Raw genomic sequence first — 19396 nt, 5'->3', positions numbered from 1 at the left:
GAGAAACTTTCGGACCTTTTAATTTTTACTTTTGATCCAGCGGCCCCGTAGGAAATTTAGTTCTGTATTTCGCATGCTCATGAATACCTTCCACCAATATATCTAACTGCTTGGTGGTTGTGTACACGTTAGGCGTAATACGCACGCCCCTGATATTTTCGTAGTCAACATTGGTGGTGTGTATTTTATAATTGTTCCAAAGGAATACTTCAAGATCAACAGGTTTTATACCAGGCTGATCGAGTGTTACCAAACCGATGCCGCAGCCAAAACCCGGTTTCATCGATGTGCCCAGTTTAATGTAAGGGATGTCTTTTACTTTTTCCATCCAGTAATTCTTCAGGTACAGCAGGCGTTGCTCTTTTCGCTGCGCGCCTATCATTTCATAAAACTCAATGGCTTTGCCTACTGCCTGTTCAATAAAAAAAGGCCGGGTGCCCAGGTGTTCAAATTTGCGAATATCATCGAGGGTTGGGTCGGGTGGCGCAAAGAGGGGAAACAGTTTTTTTATCTTTTCTTTTTTTACATACAGCACCCCTACTCCAATACAGGCGCTTAGCCATTTGTGCAAACTGGTACCATAATAATCGGCGCCCAGGTCGGGAATGGTATATTGAAAATGGGCAAAACTGTGGGCGCCATCTACAATTACATCAATACCTTTTTGATGGGCGGCATCGGCAATGGCGCGAACAGGCATTATTTGTCCGTTCCAGTTTATTACATGGGTAAGCTGCACCACTTTGGTTTTGGCGGTAAAAGCTTTTGCATAGGCATTTACCAGGTAATCGGTATCCTCGCTGGGCAATTGCAGGTTGAGCCATACCAGTTTTATCCCGTCGCGCAGTTCGCGTTGCTTCCAGGCGTTCATTACATTGGGATAATCTTGTTTGGCCAGCACCACTTCATCGCCTGCTTTTAGGGGTAAGCCAAAGATGATAGTTTCCAGGGCTTCCGACGCATTTCGTTGAATAGCAATCTCTTCCGCGCTACAACCGGCTATACGTGCCAGGTTTTTACGCAGGGGTTCGCGCCCCTGGTCAAGTATGCGCCACATAAAATGGCTGGGTGCTTCGTTGCACATGTCGAAATAGCGCTTCATGGCATCCTGCACCGGCTTGGGCGAAGGGGCCACGCCCCCATTGTTTAAATTGATGAGGTAGGGCGAAACGGTGTAGGATTGTTGAATGAAGTACCAGAAATCTTCATCGGAAGCTAGTTGATCGGGTGTTTTACTTTGAGCGGATTCCAGGGCATTTTGCAGGTTACGGCTCCAGGCCGGCTGGGAAAAAGATGATAACAGCGTACCGGCAGAGAGGGCTTTAAGGGTTTGTAAAAAAGATCGGCGATTTACTGTACTCATGTGACTGAATTTTTGACAAGGTTGTTTGGTATTTTGACTGAATTAACGGTGAAAAAAAAATTCTGATGAAAAATAATGAATTTGTGCCATTTTCATTTGGGAGAAATGTTAGAAGCCCTTACTTTTGCACTCCTTTCTAAAAGGAACAAAGGCTGCCCGATAGTATAATGGTAGTACGACAGATTTTGGTTCTGTTTGTCTTGGTTCGAATCCAGGTCGGGCAACAAGAAACCCGCAGCGAATGCTGCGGGTTTTGCATTTTAGCGGCGTTACGAACTTGTTCGCAAAAGCCGATAAAATGCAAAACCAAAGCGCCGAAGGCGCTGGTTTTTTTGGGTAATGTAAAGCGGAGTGGATCGGCGAAGCCAATCCTCACCCCATTCAGGTATGCTCAAAAATCAGTCTGTTTATCACTTAAGTAAAGATGGCAAAGTTTAAACATGCTTTACATATACTGCACTAGCTCACTAAAGGTGAAACTTTATATTCTCGCATTTTCTTTTGTCAAACTATACAAATCGGTTGTATTATAAATAAAACAATATCTGTCAACCGGCTGAGTCACTTACAGCTCACTTGATATATCAGTAATGATCAGGTTCGGTATATGTTAACCGAACTATTATTTACTCATACTCTCATTTATTCATAGCAACTTCTTTTTAACCATTAAAAACATGTTTATGCGAAAGTTTAAAGTGTTTTGTATAATGGCAGCCATCGCCATTGCCATATGCGGGGCATTCGCCACCAAACCTATCCGTGCATGCGCAGATCAACAACAATACCTTAAATGGGGAAGCACTTATATAGCCGTTGGCTCGTATGGTTCCAGTTACCATTGTGTTTCGGACATAGGGATTTGCACTTATTATCGCCCTTATCCCGAAGAACCAAATACCTATATCCCTTGCCGTACAGGCAGTTTCGCTTTTGGGCCAGAATAAAATTTAAAAGTTTCATATACACAATAAGACATCCCTAACCATACGGATGTCTTATTTTTATCTGAAATTCATCTTAACTCCTACACATACCGAACGGGGTTCCGGAAAATAAGAAATATTATCAGGGTCTATGCCGAAATTATTTGCACGCCACATGATGCCCAGGTTGTTGACATTCAAATAGAGGTTGCACGATTGCAGGTAATACTTATTCAAATTTTTAACGGGCAAATCAACACTTGTGTTTATTGCCTGCAACCTGATGTGATCACCTTTTTCTACCAGCGTTTCATTATAGGCAAAGAAGTCATCCCTGCCTGGTTGTAGGGTTGTGACCAGAGAAGGGATGTTTGTCTTTAACTCATCGCCTGCCTTCTTCCAACGGTCTTTATAATCAGCAGACCCCTCAGAAATACCCTTAATTAACCGATCGTAGTTAACAGATGTTCGCCGGAAATAATAACCCAATTTATAAGATACTATGACAGACATACTGAAAGCCCCAAACGAAAACTGATTGATAAGGCTGCCAAACACGGCCGGCGTTGACCTGCCATGATAGCGCAATTCTCTTGCTCCCGGACGCTTTACAATTTCAGAATAGTTCTTACTTATGTGGCCATCAAGGTAACCTTGCGGATCACCGGTTTCTTTCTCCAATCCCGCATACCGGTAACTAAAAACCCCATAAAGCGGTTTACCAACCACTATGCCCTGGTAATGCTGTTCACAAATCTTCCACCCAGGCATTGTAGTATCTGAGTACCTGGTAATTTTATCCGCTACATAACTAAAGAGCAACTTAGTGGTCCACTTAAACCTCCTCCTGATATTTATACTTGAAAAAACCACATCAACACCATATCCTTTCATTTCACCAATATTATCGGTCACCAAACTATCTGCCGCATCAGGTCTTAACTGTCGCAAACCCACTAAATTTTTGGCATTTTTTTGATAAACATCCACACAGGCTTCTATATAATTATTTCTTGTACCTATATCAAAACCGGCGCTTAGTGTATTTACCTTTTCCCAACCAGGGCGGGGCAATCCAGAAAGCGCATTGCCTGTTACCCTGGTAACCGACTGGTTAATGGGAGTAACAATGGTAGTTAGAGGAGCATTTCCATTAGCGCCATAGTTCAATCTTAATTTCAAATACGGTAACCAGTCTAATTTATAAAAGGGCTCCGCACTTATGTTCCATCCTATGCCCGATGAAAATAACGTAATGAATTTTGAGCTAACTATTTCAGGGAACAGCTCTGTTTTGTCCATTCGGGCGCTGGCCGAAAAATTGACTCTTGAATTGTAATCGTAATTGGCAATAGCAAAATAAGAGAGATAGTTGGCTTCGGAATACGAAGAAGCTGAAGCAGATGGAATTAGCAGAGATGAAAAAGGATTTGCATATTGCGAAAAGTGACTCGTATAATTCAGGTTACTCTGGGCATTGGGTAAATTAGGCTGGTAACCGTAAATTAAAATGGGGCTTACATTTGTAGTCATTCTTATTTTTTCTAACCCGGTCTGTATTTTCATGGCATGCCTGGTACCGAACTTTCTCTGTCCTAACAGCTGCGTACGAAGATTATTAACCACTTTATGTGTATTAACCTGATCGAGTATGTTACCCACAGGAATAGGCCTGTAAACCCCGTTTGCGATCCGTTGACTATAGCCATTGATCAGGTCTCTTACATAATAACTTTCAGCGTTTTTAACATCTTGTCTTTCACCATCAATCTTTTGATATTGGTATAAAACATTAAAGTGTAACCCATTTAAAAGTTGCACTTTCCAGGAAGTTCTTAGCAGCAGATTTACATCTTTCCTTGTTATATTTCGCAGCCTGAAATCCTGCAAGGGACGAAAGTTCCAGTCGAGCAAAAACTTTTTACCAGCGGTATCAATATAAGCCTGACGCCAATCGCGCGGTTGCGACACCGGATCTCCATTTGCGTTAGCCATTGGCTCCCGCGATTCCGGCACTCCCTCATTATTGTGCGATTGGTTTTCCAGATATAAAACCGCTGATGAAATTTCGAGCCAGTTTTTATAATGATAGCTATGATTCAGGAACAGACTTTTCTTTGTAGTCCAGCTCCCCTGAATAACGGGTTCGTTCTTATCATAACCTATCGACAAATAGTAACTGTGATCTGCCGTGCCACCAGACACTCTCGCCGAAAAATGCTTTTCCATATTTTTACGATAAACATACTTGCGCAGATCTTCTCTCTTATCATATTTCAGCGCGTTGAGCTGTAATGCCAGGTCTTCATCTGATAAGTCACCCTTCCTGTTTGAAATAAGTTTCTCAACAGCCGTGGGTAAAGCAAGTGGTATGGGCGAATCTTCGAGGTCCTTATAATAGCCACTTTCAAATAAATATTTGGTAAGTGCTAACTTATCGTTTGGGTCCATGATAGGATAATAAAACACATCTGGCTCCTGCCCTACGGTAAGTGATGAGTTTATAGCAAATTCTCTGGGCTGACCATACTTCCCACTTTTAGTAGTAATAACAATTACCCCGTTGCCGCTTTTCGAACCCCATTGTGCTGTTGCCGATGCATCTTTATGTATGGAAATGCTCCATATATCATCCGGATTCAAGTCATCTATGCTTTCAAAAAAGGGCAAATTATCAACCACAATAAGTGGATCGCTCATGGCGAGGATGGTTGTTCTCAGGCTAACGGAGAACAACTTAGGCATGTTCACACCCGAAACCTTATTTACGGTTGGCGACACACCTAAACTAATGCCCCTTATTCGCTCAGAGATCTTATTGGTGCTTTGCTGGTTAAAGGCCGCATTACTAATTACAAAAAAGCCGGTAGATGAATGTTTTCTATGTATAATTTGATACCCGGTGCTACCCAACACAGAAATTCCATTGAGCGTGTGGGTGCTTCTTTTAACCTGAATTTCCTGGTTGGTTTTTCCTTCCAGGTACATTTCCAAACTTTCAATATTAACTGCGGTTATTTTTATTTTGGCATTCGCAAAAACATTTTTCAAATAAACTTCGCCCCTGTTATTACTCGTTTCGTTTTCTCTTCCTTCTATATAAATGGTAGCGCCGGCAATAGGAGTCCCGTGATCGTCAACTATGACAGCATAAAAATTAATCGTCCTGGGCTTTACAATAATGACACCATCTTCCAACGTAAGGGTGAAGTATTGATTTTTACTGCAAACCTCCAGCACTTTTTCAATGGTAGCGTTGGTAAATGATACAGAGATCTTTTTGGCATTCTCCAATAAATTATAAGAGTTAATATGGTGAACATCCATGTTATCTTTAATCGCATCTAGCACTTCAATTACCGTACAATTCCTTTTGTGAAAATTAAACGTCTTCGTTTTTGTTTGAGCCTGCGAAAGAAAATTTAATAACACAAGTGCTAACAGGCAAGCAATTTTACGCATACTAAGTCAGTTTTGTTTTAACCTTTAAGAAGAATAGCTTTCCATTCTTTAAGTTTAGTCCATGAGGTAAGATTGTGCTATAAACTTGAATTATTTGCAGTTCGTTGGGGAATCACTGTGCTGCATGCCATGGAAACCATGGCAGCAGCTTTCAGTGGGTTCAAACAGGAAAAGGCTTATGGTAATGGTCAATTAAGGAAGAACGCAGATGTTCATATGCTACTTTTTGTATGACACAATCAGTACGTTGTCCTGTTTGAATATCGTTAGGTTGCTATCAACCTTACTTATCAGACGTATCGCTTCAGGCAAGGTCGTACTTCTTAAGAATGAAGAATTGCTAATGACGGTTGGCGGAATATTGATATACTTAACCTCAACACCATACCATCTTTCAATTTCCCGCAAAGCATCGGTTATATGATCTTTTCTAAAGTTAAATGCACCGGTTCGCCAGGCAGATATCTTTTCGATATCTTTCTCATCTTTGGCCCTGTCTATCTCAATTTTTGAATTATTACCAACCAGGGCCGTTTCTCCCGGCACACTAAGTATTGATTCGGCTTTACCATTTCTGATCTTTATTCTGCCCTCGAGCAAAGCGACTGTTTTTGCAGGATCGTACGTATTTACATTAAATTTTGTCCCTAATACTTCTACCTTCATCCTGTCGGCTGTTAATATAAATGGATGCAATTTATCTTTGTACACCTCTATATATACCTCACCCGTCATCTCCATCTTTCGTTCTGTTTTGTAAGCAAGCGGAATACGAATAGAGGAAGCTGCATTTAGCCAAACAGAACTATTATCTAACAATATTACCCGTAAACGTTTACCCTTACCAGTACTTATTGTATGAATCACATCTAATGCGGCTGCATACTGGCTTACCCTTTTGTATTGCAAAACGCTGTCCTGTTTAATAACTTCAACGCCTGCCTGGCTGCAGATCACGCCATTTGGTAAATCGTCGATCATCAAATTGGCTCTATCCGTTAATGCAAGGGTAATATGTTCCCCGTTGATTGAATCAACTGATTTCTTATTATTATCTGTAGTGGTAATTGAGGGCGAAGGCTTACTCGTATAAAGGTCATACTTCCATGCGCCAATAAGCAATCCTGTTACTGCAGCGGCAGCAGCGATATACTTCCATAATAACCGCGGTTTTGGCTTTGAAGCGGGCGTTTTTCTGGCTCCTATTCCTTTTTGCTCTATTAATGTATAAAATTCACTAAGGGCTTCGTCAACATCCGGTTCGTTGTATTCCTCCAGTTCATGGGCTATCCATGATATGTCATCCCACTGTTGCAGCCATTCCTTGTTTGCAGGCGACTCTTCAACCCAGGCGTTTAAGGTCCGTTCCTGATCTTCGGATAACTGTTTCGTTATATAGGCTATAACCAGTTCAGATATGTCCTCAAACTTTTCGGCCATGGTGTTCCAATTCGGTTATCAAAACAGCGCAGTAATATTGCTGCTTTATATAGAAACACCAGATTGTAAGAAAATGAACCTTTATTTAAGAAGATTTTTTAAGAAATATGCTACGACCGCAAACACGAAAGTAATATTGCGTGGTAACAGATTGATACGCAGTAGGTCTATAGCTTTGTTGAGCCTTTTTGCTGCAGCGGTTGGACTTATACCACACCGTTGGCCAATTTCTACTTTAGTAAGATTGCCGAAATAGTACAGGTTTACTGCTTCGCGTTTATCCTCGGGCAACTTCGCAATTGCCTGGGTTAATACTTCCAGCGTATTTGCCTCAACCAGCATTCGTAATTCCTTACGTTCTATTTCTTCAAAGTCCTCATGATCAACGGCTACGTTTATGCCATCAGCCACTTTGCGCAATTCTTTGTTGGCCCTTATTCTGTTTCGGATCAAATTAAGGCATGCATTTCGGGCAGTGATCGACACAAAGGCTTTTATATTTTGACCGGTCTCGAATTGTCCTTCATGCTTCCAAAGCGTTATAAAGGTTTCCTGGGTAATGTCCCTTGCATCGTCTTCGTCGCTTAAGTATCTGCGGGTAATGTGAAATACATACTTAAAAAAAGCTTTGTAAACCTTATCAAAGGCGTTGCCGTCGCCGGCATTGAATTGTAAAACATCATTAGCAGTTAGTAGAATGGGTTCCATAAAAAATGGTTTGGTATTGCTTAGATCTTTTGGCAAAAATTTATCTGAATAAGGTGCGCCTACACTTCAGGCCAGGTAATCAATACAGGCAAAAGGTTACAGATGTGTTATGCAACACACGAATGTGGTAATGTGGTGTAAATAAGCAGGTTTAATGTATATGGTAATGTAGCGGAATCCTTTAACTAACACTTGTATGCCGATGCAAGTAATAAAGAATTATTCTATTTCCAAAAAAAATTATTGTCTGACATACACATGACAAATTCATCCAACGTTAACATGGATGATCAACATATGCTAATACCTGACTGTACCCATGTCCGTTTAAAGCAGGACTAAACTTTTGATGATGGAGTCATTACAACCTCCACAAAAACCAACTCACCATCACCAGAAAAAACATATTCACGCCCGTAGCCCAGCGATAAGCCATTAACCAATTATGCAATGCGGGTGCATCGCCCAATAACTGAAAGAACAATCCACCAGTTATACATACACCCAAAGCAATAGCGGTTTGTTGAAAGGTGGCATAAGTACCGGCGGCCGTGCCGGCCAATGTTGGTGGAATATTACGCAGCGCCAACGTAAGCAGTGATGGTAGCACCGACCCACAGCCAACTCCATATAGGAAAAGTACCACCAGCAAAAGATGCCGGTTGTTTATCAATACAACATGCAACACAAGCATAACCAGCATTAACAGTACGCCTGCCTGTAATACCTTTTTACCATATCTGCTCACAAGCCGTATAGAGGAAACTGCCGCTACTACATAACCTATTCCCTGCAATACAAAATAGTTGCCTGTTGTTACCGACCGCATGCCCAACCCTGATTGCCACAAGATAGTATTGATAAGAAAATAAGAATCCTGTACTATGAAATAAGCGATCACCGCGCCCAGCCCAATATTGAAATCACGAAAGGTGAACAAACGCAGATCTATAAGGAACGCCTTTCCTGTACGTTGCTTACGGTGTTGATCATATACAAATAATGAAAGTATCAATAATGAAAGCGGCAGTAACAATAAGCTCCACCATGGCCAGCCCATTTCACGGCCCCTGATGAGTGGATAGATCAAACAGATCAACCCCGTGCTTAGTAATACAACGCCCGGGTAATCGGGCCGGCTATCGGTTGCGGGTTTTGATTCCTGTAACCAGCGCCATGCAATAAATGCAGCGAGTAAACCTATAGGCAGGTTCACCAGGAACAACCAGCGCCAGCCGGCAATTACGCTTTGCACCGCAGGAAGCACGCCGCCCAGGAACTGGCCAATAACAGAAGCCGTGCCTGCTATAGCGCCATACACGCCCAGGGCCTTTACCCGCTCTTCATGTTTAGGAAACAGCACCTGTATGTAGGCTATACTTTGCGGCACCATAAAGGCCGCAAATGCTCCCTGACAAAAACGCGCTACATTAAGCTGGGTGGCGTTCTGCGCCATTCCACAAAAACCCGAGGCTATTGTAAATAACAGCATCGACCATACAAAGATCCTTTTGCGGCCATAATGATCGCCCAGGCGGCCACCGGTGATAAGAAAAATAGCATGCCCCAATAAATAAAGCGCAATCACCAGCTGCGTATCGCCATTGGTGCCACCAATACCTTCGCGAATAGAAGGCAATGCGACATTTACGATAAACAGGTCAATAACCGACAAAAAAGCAGCCGTGGAAGCGATCAATAAGGAGGCCCAACGGGAAACGGAAACAGTTGACGGATAAAATGAGGTATGCATAAAACTAAATCTGTATGTTGAATGTTTTCTTTAATCAACCTCAAATTTGAGCACGGCCACGCTGGCAAACAAGTAGGGCCATACAACATACTAAGTATGAAAAACAATACTATTGATGAACATCAGGCGGTTAGCGATCAAAAAAAATCGGGTGAAAACGAAAAAAATCCAATGACCGCTGCCCTGCAGGCTATAGGTGGCAAGTGGAAATTGTTGCTGCTCGACAGTATTCGTAAGGAATGCCCCAAGCGTTTTGGTGAGCTACGAAAAGAAATGAAATATATTACCCAAACCACGCTCACTGCGCAGTTGCGTGAGTTGGAGCGCGACGGCATTCTTACCCGCGAAGTTTTTCCCGAAGTGCCGCCACGGGTGGAGTATAAACTTACAGAATTGGGCAAACAACTTATTCCTATTATGGATGCGTTGTGCCAATGGGGCGGGTTGTATGAGCAGCAACTGCCTGCACGCCATCAGAGGTCATAAGGATCTTTTGAATGGTTCCATCCGCATTAAAATACAAATAGTCGATGCATACCGAACGGCGATGACTGCCGCCTTCGGGCAAACCGCCATTATGATAAATGAAATAGGTGTTGCCCTTAAAATCAAGAATGGCCGGTGAATTGGTTTTACAGTTGCCGGCAATTTCATTGATGATGCCTTTAAATTCCCAGGGACCATCAATACGCCTGCTCATGGCATATGCTACCTTTTCAGGAAAACCATACCCATAAAGCAAATAATACCAGTCATTCCGTTTATGGATCCACGCGCCTTCGGTAAATTCAGGTAATGATACTTTTTGAATGGGCCCATCCAATTCAATCATATTTTCCTTAAGCTTTACATAATAACACTGTGAGTTGCCCCAAAATAAATAAGCCTGGTTGTCATCATCAATAAGCACCGTAGGGTCGAGGTTGATCTTGTTTTCGCCAGGTATGCCAATGGTCTCATTGGTGATCAGGGCCTTTCCAATGGCATCTGTAAAAGGACCTTCAGGTGTAGAAGCCACGGCCACACCAATGGCCTTGCCGGCAATGGCGCCATGCGATACCGCTACATACCAATAGAACTTTCCATTTCGCTCAATCACCTGCGACGCATAGGCATCGCCGCTTGCCCAGGCAAAATCAGTTGCGCGCAATGGTACCGGGTGTTCCTTCCAGTTAACCATGTCTTTGGAGGAAAAGCAAAGCCAGTCGTTCATTGCATAATCTTCTACGCCAGCCGGCGGTTCATCGTGCCCCGTATATAAATACACTGTGCCATTGTGTACAATGGCTGCGGGGTCAGCCGTATACTTATGCCTGATAACAGGGTTGCCATATTGATCATTGACTGTTGTTGCCATACTCAATTATTTTAGTGATTTCTTTAGTTCAATCCACGCCGGCGCATGATCGCTTGCTTTTTCCCAACCTCGAACGTGTTTATCAACACCGCCTTTGCGCAACCGTTTTGCAAGATGACTGTTTAATAGAAAATGATCGAGCCTGAGGCCGGCGTTCCGTTGCCAGGCAAATCGCAAGTAATCCCAAAATGTATAGATGACTTCATTGGGATGAAGTGTTCGTATTGCATCTGTATAACCCAACTTCAGCAAACGGGCGTATGCGGCCCGCACCTCTTTTCTAAACAGCGCATCGTTTATATATTTTTCGGGTTTGTACACATCCAGTTCGGTAGGCATTACATTAAAATCGCCCACCAATGCTACTGGCACATCATGTTTCAATAATGCTTTTGCATGGGCCGATAAACGTTTATACCATTTCAGTTTATAATCGAACTTACTGCCTGGGTACGGGTTTCCGTTAGGGCAGTATACGCAGGCAATTACCATTTGCCCAACAACGGCTTCAAGGTAGCGGCTATGTTCATCTTTAGGGTCGCCGGGCAGTTGTCGCCGCACTTCCTGTATGGGTAAGGAGCGGGAAAGAATAGCCACGCCATTCCACGATTTTTGTCCGTGCCAAATGGCCTGGTACCCAACCGCCTCAATTTGCTGTAGAAGGAAGCGCTCACTAGGCGACTTTAGCTCCTGCAGGCAAACCACATCGGGCTTGGCCTCTTTTAGCCAGCGGAGCAGAACGGCCAGCCGGCCATTGATGCCATTGACGTTATAGGTAGCGATCTTCATGATACATAGGATGTATAAGTTTTAAAATACGGAAAATTGCATGCCAGCTATTTTATATACAGGTAGATGGTTATGCACGTTCTTATTTACTTAACCTGCCGCCAAATTATAACGACAGCAATACCTTTTCGCTGGAAAGCGTTTGACGCTACTGACCTGATCTGGGATTTTTTCCAGAAATACCAGCTGCCGTAAAATAAATTTCAAAAAACAGTAAAGGCTGGCCGGCGGTTTGTTGTTACGCCAAACTGTTGCCTGGCCTATGTTTCATTGAATGATCATATTTTGAGAAATGGTGAAGTTGTCCATCCGGTGCCGGTGTAATGCGAGTTTCGTCTTTTTGGCAAAATTCAAAAATGCACATACTTAATTTACAGGAAAATACATAAAGCTAATATAAATATTGAAGAGCATTTGTATTGTTCTCTACATTTACAAAACAGAAAGCGACTGATCTACCAACAGCAGTAATTCTAACGGTTACCACTAGCGAAAGTATAACATAATAACTACATCATTTCACATGCCTTAACCTATATTATGAAAAAGTACAAAAGCACAGCCGCCGACCGGAAGAAAATAATAAAGGCCAAGGAAATTATTGAAGTTGATTTTAACAAACCATTTTCGCTCAACCGGCTGGCTCGCCGGGTTGGTATGAGTCCGAAAAAACTGAATGTGCTCTTTAAGGAATCGCAAATGTTCACACCGTATGAGTTTATGATGGAACACCGCGCCCATGAAGGCATCATACTGTTACTCCAAAACAAACTACGCATATACGAAATAGCCTGGGCCTGTGGCTACGACACCACCGAGCCATTTAGCAAGATGTATAAAAGGTATACCGGCATGGCGCCATCAAAATGGCGTAAGTTACAATTGAGCGCACCTAAGGGCACCTATCCATACATAATGAAACCCCTTTTCCCCGACGAAAATCTTTAACATTCCGTACACGATCTGTTACTGTGCAGCCCTACCCTTCTATTAGACAAGGGAGCTGTATTATTTTCTCATCAGGAAACCTTATCACCATGCGCCTAAAGAATGAAGACCTTAACAAGGCACTTGAGATCAAACAATTTTTAGAAACACATTACCAGGAACATTACGATTACGATTACCTCGTTCACAAGTTTGGGATGAACAAGTTTAAGTTGAAATTTGCCTTCAAAGCAGTTTCAAACGATAATGTGCATTCGTACATTACCAAACTGCGAATAGAAAAAGCTAAAGAAATGTTAGAAAGCACCGACCGCACCATTGGATTTATTGCAGACAAAGTAGGGCTTGATAAAAGCAACTTTTACATCCAGTTCAAAAAGCTGACAGGACAAACGCCATCAGAGTGGAGAAATAGCAAGAGCACTAATTCATTCAGCAATTACCGTTACGAAAGCGTATAATGATGTATATTGTAGCGAAAGAAAATACCGAATCGCTACACAATTATACCAAATCGCTACTTTTCACAGTGTATCTTGCATATGGATTCAACGATAACACAAAATGAATGAATGGTTGTAGCGTAAAACACTCCAACCTTCTCAAGTACTTACCGGCTACATTGATCATTTAAAACTTTATCCGTTATGATTTTGCACACTATCTACAAGGCAAATCCGCCTGGCATAACCTTCCGCCCAGGCATATTACACAACATTAACATAGCCCAAAACTAGCACGACCTTTTAAAGCCTGATTTAACTGACCATGTTGCATTGGCAATGGGAACTGTATTGCCATGCGGTACGAATGTGAATTGATTAACCAATCACAAACAGGATTTGTATGCACAATATAGAGGCTACTAACTTTATCAACTATATAGCACGATGTAAACCAGGGAAAGGGTGCGGCCAACCACACAGGTATAGCCCAGGCAACCGGCGATTACCTGCTGGAACGGGATGCTTACCAGGAATATGATGTGGTATGCGGCTCAAAGACTTACGGACGGCCATCCACGCCGCATCCTGCTCCTCAGGCATTCAACACAGATACATTCGCTCACACTTAATTAGAGATACACGCTCATTTATTTACCACATCTCTATTTAAAACGATACAAAATGGGAAAGCAAGCCATAATAATAGGGGCCGGCCCCGCAGGATTGACCGCTGCATATGAGTTATTGAAAAGAACCGACATAAAGCCCATTATATTAGAAAAGTCTGGTGATATAGGTGGTATCTCTAAAACCATAAAATATAAAGGGAATCGGATGGATATTGGCGGCCACCGTTTCTTTTCAAAAAGCGACCGGGTAATGAACTGGTGGTTGAATATTATGCCGCTTGAGAAAACGAGTGAAGAAAGCGTTACCATCAACTATCAAAATAAAGAACGTAAAATTAATAACAGCGCATCACAAGTAACAGGCGAAGCCACTAATCCCGGGCTTGTAATGCTGTTGCGTAAACGCCTATCGCGCATATATTTTTTACGGAAATTCTTTAACTATCCCATTCAATTATCAATTGACACATTACGCAAACTGGGTTTATTAAGAACGATCCGTATTCTATTATCATATTTGTTTGCACAATTAGTACCGCGGAAACCTGAAAAAAGTCTGGAAGATTTTCTGATCAACCGTTTTGGACGAGAATTGTATTTGTTATTCTTTAAAGACTACACAGAAAAGGTATGGGGCGTACCCTGTAATGAGATCTCAGCCGAATGGGGCGCACAAAGAATAAAAGGTGTAAGCATAAGCAAAGCCATACAGCATGCGGCGCAGATGATGATGAAGAAAAAGAAAAAAGCGAGCGGCGATATTTCACAGAAAGATACAGAAACAAGTTTGATAGAACAGTTCCTGTACCCGGCACTAGGCCCCGGTCAATTATGGGAAGAAGTAGCACGGCAGATAGAAGTATTGGGCGGCACCATCCTGATGCACCAGAATGTAAAAAGCATCGAGTTGGAAGATGACAAAGTAAAAAGCATTGTTGCTGTTAGTTCCCTAACCGGCGAAACAACTACACTCGAGGGCGACTATTTCTTCAGCACCATGCCCGTGCAGGAATTGATAGCCGGCATGAAAGGCACAGTACCTACCGATGTAAAAGAAATAGCTGCCGGTTTACAATACCGGGATTTTATTACGGTTGGTGTTTTATTAGAGAAACTATCCACAGCAGATAATCAAACGCTCGACCTACAGGATACCTGGATCTATATACAGGAACGAGATGTAAAAGTGGGGCGCCTGCAACTGTTCAATAACTGGAGCCCATATATGGTGAACAAACCCGGCACAGTTTGGATAGGCATGGAATACTTCTGCAACGAAGGCGATGATTTCTGGCGCCTTACAGACGAAGAAATTAAACGTACCGCTGTAGCCGAATTAGAAAAGATGGGCCTCGCCCAGGTACAACACGTGCTCGACAGCACCGTTCACCGGGTAGAAAAAACCTACCCCGCCTACTTCGGCACCTACAACCAGTTTGACAAGATCAGAGCCTTTACCGACCAATTTGCCAACCTGTTCCTCGTAGGTAGAAATGGGATGCATAAGTATAATAATGCGGACCACAGTATGCTTACGGCAATGGTTTCGGTGGATAACATTGCCGCTGGAATTACAAGTAAGGAGAATATTTGGGAGATTAATACGGAGCAGGAGTATCATGAAGAAACAAAACTATTGTCTAAGGGGAAGGCGCAAGTTGTATCAGAATATCATGCACAGGTGACAGCACTGCGGCCGGCCCCAACATTTTTTAATTTTTTTAGCCGGAACAAAGCCAATAAATGGGCGTTTTGCATAGCATGGACACTGATACTTGTACAGTTTGCTGTTTTCAAAACGCTGTACCCTTTTGCCAACTTCATGCCCGACTCCTATTCGTACATCGAGGCAGCCTGGAATAATTATGCAATCAACTTTTGGCCTGTGGGATACTCGAAGTTTCTGCGCATTTTCAGCGCCTTCGCCCAATCAGATTTTCCATTGGTTTTATTTCAATATCTTTTTTTGCAAGCAGCTATTTTCCTTTTTGTCTTTACGCTGCTTTATATAATACAGCCTGGAAAAATTGTGAAATATGTCCTACTAGGCTTTTTTGTTCTGAATCCTGTTTTTATTGCTGCAAGCAATTATGTTTCAGCGGACGCTGTCTTTACTGCTGTAAGCCTGTTATGGATTGTGCAGTTAATATGGCTTCTTTATAAACCTAAACCTTATATGATATGGGCGCAGGCCGGCCTATTGCTCATCGCATTTATTTTAAGATACAATGCTCTTTATTACCCTTTTATTGGCTGTGGCGTGCTGATAGCTTCACGACTGCGTTGGCCGGCGAAGCTGGCGGGTACTGTACTAGCAGTGGCGCTTATCGGCTTGTTTATGTGGCACACTAGTAATAAATACAAAGAATTGATAGGGCTCAAGCAATTCTCAACTTTTGGCGGCTGGCAACAGGCAAGTAATGCCCTTTTTGCATACAGTCGCATAGCACAAGACAACGATCCGGTACCTGACGAATTCAGAGGCCTTCATGCCATTGTAAGGAATCACCTTGATTCTTTGAACAGATTGAATAAAAGACCCGACAGTACCTTGGGCATTTATTACCTGTGGAATGGGCCTTTACTGGAATATATGGAGCGGGTTTACCAGAGGGATACAACAACCACGTATTTCAAAAGGAAATCTCTACTAGCGCCGCTGTATGCAGAATATGGCCGGTATCTAATAAAAAAAAATCCTGCGGCTTTTGCCAAATACTTTCTCCTGCCTAACACAATTAATTTTCTCGTACCGCCTGCCGAGTTTTTAGGCCAATACAATATGAAAAGCGATAGCGTAGGGCAATTGGCCACCAGATGGTTTGGATACAAAAGCCAGAAAGTCATAGCGTATAATAAGGAAGTTAGTGTTTTAAAACACGTTCCTCAGATATACGGAATAGTCAATGTAGCATTTTTCATTGGCGTTGTAGGCTTTTTGATGTTTTACATACCAAGTAAAAATAATAAAATATTTAAGCAAATAACTTTTTTAATAATTGGATTATGGCTTATGAATGCTTTCTTCAGTATCCTGGCATCTCCCATTGTACTTCGCTATCAAATGTTTCTTTTTATTGTTTGTTATTCACTTACTGCTTTGCAGGGTGATTACCTAATAAAAATGGCCAGACAAACAACTCCTGTCCACATCAAAAGACGAGAAAGCAGCACCCGCACTAACCCATAGTTAAGAAATATTAAGTAATAACAATGAAAAAGAATTTCATAGTTGAAGCAATTGCCTGTCTATTTTTCCTGTTGTTTACCTATACAGCACTGGCCAAGATATTGACCTTTAAAACTTTTGAATTTGACCTAGCTCGTGATCCACTACTAAAAAATTATTCTATGGTAATGGCGGTAAGCACTCCGCTAATCGAATTGGTGGTATCCACGTTCTTGCTCATACCTAAGTTTAGAAAAATAGGATTGTACGGTTCATTCATTTTGATGTCATTATTTTCACTTTACGTTATCTATATACTGGCATTCAACAATGAAGAAAAGCACTGCACCTGCGGCGGATTTATTAGGCAAATGAGCTGGACGCAACATCTGTGGTTTAATATAATCCTTACATTAATTGCCCTGTTCGGTATCATACTAAATAAATGGATAAATAAATTACCACGAGAAAGCAAAAACAAATACTTATTATCTAATTAATAAGACAAAAAATAACTTGTTGCAACAAACAATCGTGATTAGCTACCACGGTAAGCGTTGCGCTGCTACGCTTGACAAGCAGCAAGGGGAAATGCCGAAAACCCTTAAAAGAGTAAGCAATAAATTTTAAAACACATTTTTTATGAAAAAGGTTAGAATTTTCTTAGCTATTGCCTTAGTGGGTGTAGCTGCAGCTGCAGCCGCTTTTACTAAAGTTAAAGTAACTGAGAACATTTATTACTACAACCCAGGCACTCATCAGATCGAATTTTACCAAAATACCGATCGTCCTTGCCCAGAACTTGGTACAGGATGTTTGATTGATGTTCCAGGAGTTGGCACAGGTCTTCAAGCTTATATTTTTGATACTCAGTATAAGTCATTGAAGAACTAATATTTTGAAAGGCATATTTAAGGTCTCACCTTAGATATGCCTTTTTCAATTTGAAAAACGATTACAGTTTACTCTTCGATTATAAGAGAATTCATATACTTCAATTTTTCTCTTATCACTATGCCTTTTTCTAATAAAGCTTTCCTAAACTCTTTAAAATCTGCAGTATAAGCATCAATACTTAAATCAATATTACCAAGTCCAGTTTCATCAATAAAAGGTCTACCGGGGCCAGGGGGACGCCCTATTTGTTTTCTATTTCTTAATGAATAATTTGACCATAGAGCAGTCGTTAAGAAACTGACCGGAACATTTTTATATTCAAATCCCTGGTATTTTCCCTTTCCTAAATTTATCATAGGACCACCTTTCGTATTTAGTTTTTCTTTAAAAGACGAATCGATTAAACTAACACTCCAATAAGGTTGTAATAATTTCTCTGTAGCTACTTTATATCCAAATGTTTCGTTTAAGGAATTTCGCAGCAATTCAAGGATAACCTTAAACGACACCCTTTTAGGTAGTTTCAATAAGAAACAATATTTTTTGTTTTCATCAAAAAAAGAGGAATCTTTCATACGTAATAATGGATAGTAACTAAACGAAGAGTAATATGGATCTCTGCCATTATCCCAATCTAAAATTCCAGTATATGCCAAACGATAAAAATCAGCCAATGTAAACCCATTCATTTCAAAAGAATCAATAAGAGTAGTGTCTTTTAATAAATACAGGGGTGTTATTGCATATCCTTTAACCCAGTGTGAAAAAGATTTAAAATACATCTGGTTTGAATCGGAAAATAACAGTCTATTAATATCAGGAGATTTCCCAACATTTTTGAGTCCCTCAAATAATGTAAGTTTGGAAAAATCCTGCTTTATGATGTGAGGAATATCCTTAGCGTCAATTGAAGTTGTTATAAATCGTACGCATCCAATCGGATCAACAATAATAATACAGGGAACATTAAATATCCTGTATAAAATAGAATCGTATGCAATTGTGAATGTAAAGTCATACTTCGATTTTAGTTTACCAAACATCCTTTTAATTGATTTTTCAGATGAATGTGAATGCCCCATAGTTCCGTTAAATGCTACCGATATGATCTTTACATCATCAGAATACTTATCATGAATGGATTGCACTTCAGGGAAACTATTTATACATGCAGCACATAGTTCATTCCAGAAATCCAGTATTATCCATTTTCCACGCAGCTCTTCTAATGACAATAGCGATTTATTATAATTATCTATGTCCTTAAATATGTGTTTTGGAAAAGCTTGACCTATTAAAATAGTATCAGACGTTTTGTAATTAATCTGAGCATTGACATTCTGTATACAAAGAGATACAATTATTATCAATCTTAAACACTTCACCAAATTGACGCGAGAATTCATTAAAGTCTTATTGATTTTGTATTACTTTCTTAATATATGAAGTTCATCCTCATTACAAGGAGTTCCGTCACTTCTAAAAATATCATAATTCCATACCGGTGTT

General features: G+C 41.2%; 15 protein-coding genes and 1 tRNA gene. 8 read left to right on the top strand and 8 right to left on the bottom strand.

Annotated elements, in window-relative coordinates:
• Positions 1-25: 25 nt before the first annotated feature.
• Positions 26-1363 (bottom strand): aminotransferase class V-fold PLP-dependent enzyme, encoded by a 1338-nt coding sequence (locus GGD38_RS30300; protein ID WP_375303496.1) that lies wholly within the window; start codon positions 1361-1363, stop codon positions 26-28.
• A gap of 153 nt (positions 1364-1516) precedes the next feature.
• On the opposite strand from GGD38_RS30300, the gene GGD38_RS30295 reads away from it, so the two are divergent.
• A tRNA-Gln gene (locus tag GGD38_RS30295) sits at positions 1517-1587 on the top strand.
• Positions 1588-2046: 459 nt separating this feature from the next.
• Positions 2047-2310, top strand: a complete 264-nt coding sequence (locus GGD38_RS30290; RefSeq protein ID WP_375303497.1) for a hypothetical protein — start codon at positions 2047-2049, stop codon at positions 2308-2310.
• A 57-nt stretch (positions 2311-2367) separates the two neighbouring features.
• On the opposite strand, the gene GGD38_RS30285 is transcribed toward GGD38_RS30290, so the two are convergent.
• The 4 genes from GGD38_RS30285 to GGD38_RS30270 all read right to left on the bottom strand — a co-directional run bounded on the left by GGD38_RS30285 (position 2368) and on the right by GGD38_RS30270 (position 9652).
• Positions 2368-5751: a hypothetical protein gene (locus tag GGD38_RS30285; protein WP_375303498.1), complete on the bottom strand. Its 3384-nt coding sequence runs from the start codon at positions 5749-5751 to the stop codon at positions 2368-2370.
• A gap of 219 nt (positions 5752-5970) precedes the next feature.
• Positions 5971-7191 carry a FecR family protein gene (locus tag GGD38_RS30280; protein WP_375303499.1) on the bottom strand — a complete coding sequence of 407 codons (1221 nt, stop codon included), beginning with the start codon at positions 7189-7191 and terminating at the stop codon, positions 5971-5973.
• A gap of 81 nt (positions 7192-7272) precedes the next feature.
• The gene (locus tag GGD38_RS30275; RefSeq protein ID WP_375303500.1) at positions 7273-7899 is read right to left on the bottom strand and encodes an RNA polymerase sigma factor; all 627 of its coding nucleotides are present in this window, start codon (positions 7897-7899) and stop codon (positions 7273-7275) included.
• A gap of 361 nt (positions 7900-8260) precedes the next feature.
• Positions 8261-9652 (bottom strand): MFS transporter, encoded by a 1392-nt coding sequence (locus GGD38_RS30270; RefSeq protein ID WP_375303501.1) that lies wholly within the window; start codon positions 9650-9652, stop codon positions 8261-8263.
• 96 nt (positions 9653-9748) lie between these two features.
• Between GGD38_RS30270 and GGD38_RS30265 the strand changes: the two genes are divergently transcribed.
• Positions 9749-10138 carry a winged helix-turn-helix transcriptional regulator gene (locus GGD38_RS30265; protein ID WP_375303502.1) on the top strand — a complete coding sequence of 130 codons (390 nt, stop codon included), beginning with the start codon at positions 9749-9751 and terminating at the stop codon, positions 10136-10138.
• Here the strand turns inward: GGD38_RS30265 and GGD38_RS30260 are convergent.
• Both GGD38_RS30260 and xth read right to left on the bottom strand, forming a co-directional pair.
• Entirely contained in the window at positions 10068-11009 is a 942-nt protein-coding gene (locus tag GGD38_RS30260; protein WP_375303503.1) for a glycoside hydrolase family 43 protein, read from the bottom strand. The genes GGD38_RS30265 and GGD38_RS30260 overlap by 71 nt on opposite strands.
• Before the next feature lie 6 nt (positions 11010-11015).
• Positions 11016-11798, bottom strand: coding sequence for an exodeoxyribonuclease III (xth, locus tag GGD38_RS30255; RefSeq protein ID WP_375303504.1), 783 nt, complete (start codon positions 11796-11798; stop codon positions 11016-11018).
• A gap of 540 nt (positions 11799-12338) precedes the next feature.
• On the opposite strand from xth, the gene GGD38_RS30250 reads away from it, so the two are divergent.
• The 5 genes from GGD38_RS30250 to GGD38_RS30230 all read left to right on the top strand — a co-directional run bounded on the left by GGD38_RS30250 (position 12339) and on the right by GGD38_RS30230 (position 17884).
• On the top strand, positions 12339-12746 hold the full coding sequence (locus GGD38_RS30250; protein ID WP_375303505.1) for a helix-turn-helix domain-containing protein: 408 nt from the start codon (positions 12339-12341) through the stop codon (positions 12744-12746).
• A gap of 89 nt (positions 12747-12835) precedes the next feature.
• A complete protein-coding gene (locus GGD38_RS30245; protein WP_375303506.1) occupies positions 12836-13207 on the top strand; it encodes a helix-turn-helix domain-containing protein in 372 nt (123 codons plus the stop codon).
• Between the two features lie 666 nt (positions 13208-13873).
• Positions 13874-17011, top strand: coding sequence for an NAD(P)/FAD-dependent oxidoreductase (locus tag GGD38_RS30240; RefSeq protein WP_375303507.1), 3138 nt, complete (start codon positions 13874-13876; stop codon positions 17009-17011).
• 23 nt (positions 17012-17034) lie between these two features.
• Positions 17035-17490 (top strand): MauE/DoxX family redox-associated membrane protein, encoded by a 456-nt coding sequence (locus GGD38_RS30235; protein ID WP_375303508.1) that lies wholly within the window; start codon positions 17035-17037, stop codon positions 17488-17490.
• Between the two features lie 142 nt (positions 17491-17632).
• Positions 17633-17884: a hypothetical protein gene (locus tag GGD38_RS30230; protein ID WP_375303509.1), complete on the top strand. Its 252-nt coding sequence runs from the start codon at positions 17633-17635 to the stop codon at positions 17882-17884.
• Positions 17885-17952: 68 nt separating this feature from the next.
• Here the strand turns inward: GGD38_RS30230 and GGD38_RS30225 are convergent, their stop codons facing one another.
• A complete protein-coding gene (locus GGD38_RS30225; RefSeq protein ID WP_375303510.1) occupies positions 17953-19293 on the bottom strand; it encodes a TlpA family protein disulfide reductase in 1341 nt (446 codons plus the stop codon).
• Between the last annotated feature and the right edge of the window lie 103 nt (positions 19294-19396).

The sequence above is a fragment of the Niastella sp. OAS944 genome, assembly GCA_024809215.1.
GTDB lineage: Bacteria > Bacteroidota > Bacteroidia > Chitinophagales > Chitinophagaceae > Niastella.
Note: the sequence above shows the minus strand (reverse complement) of the source record. Positions and strands in the feature narration are given on the sequence as shown.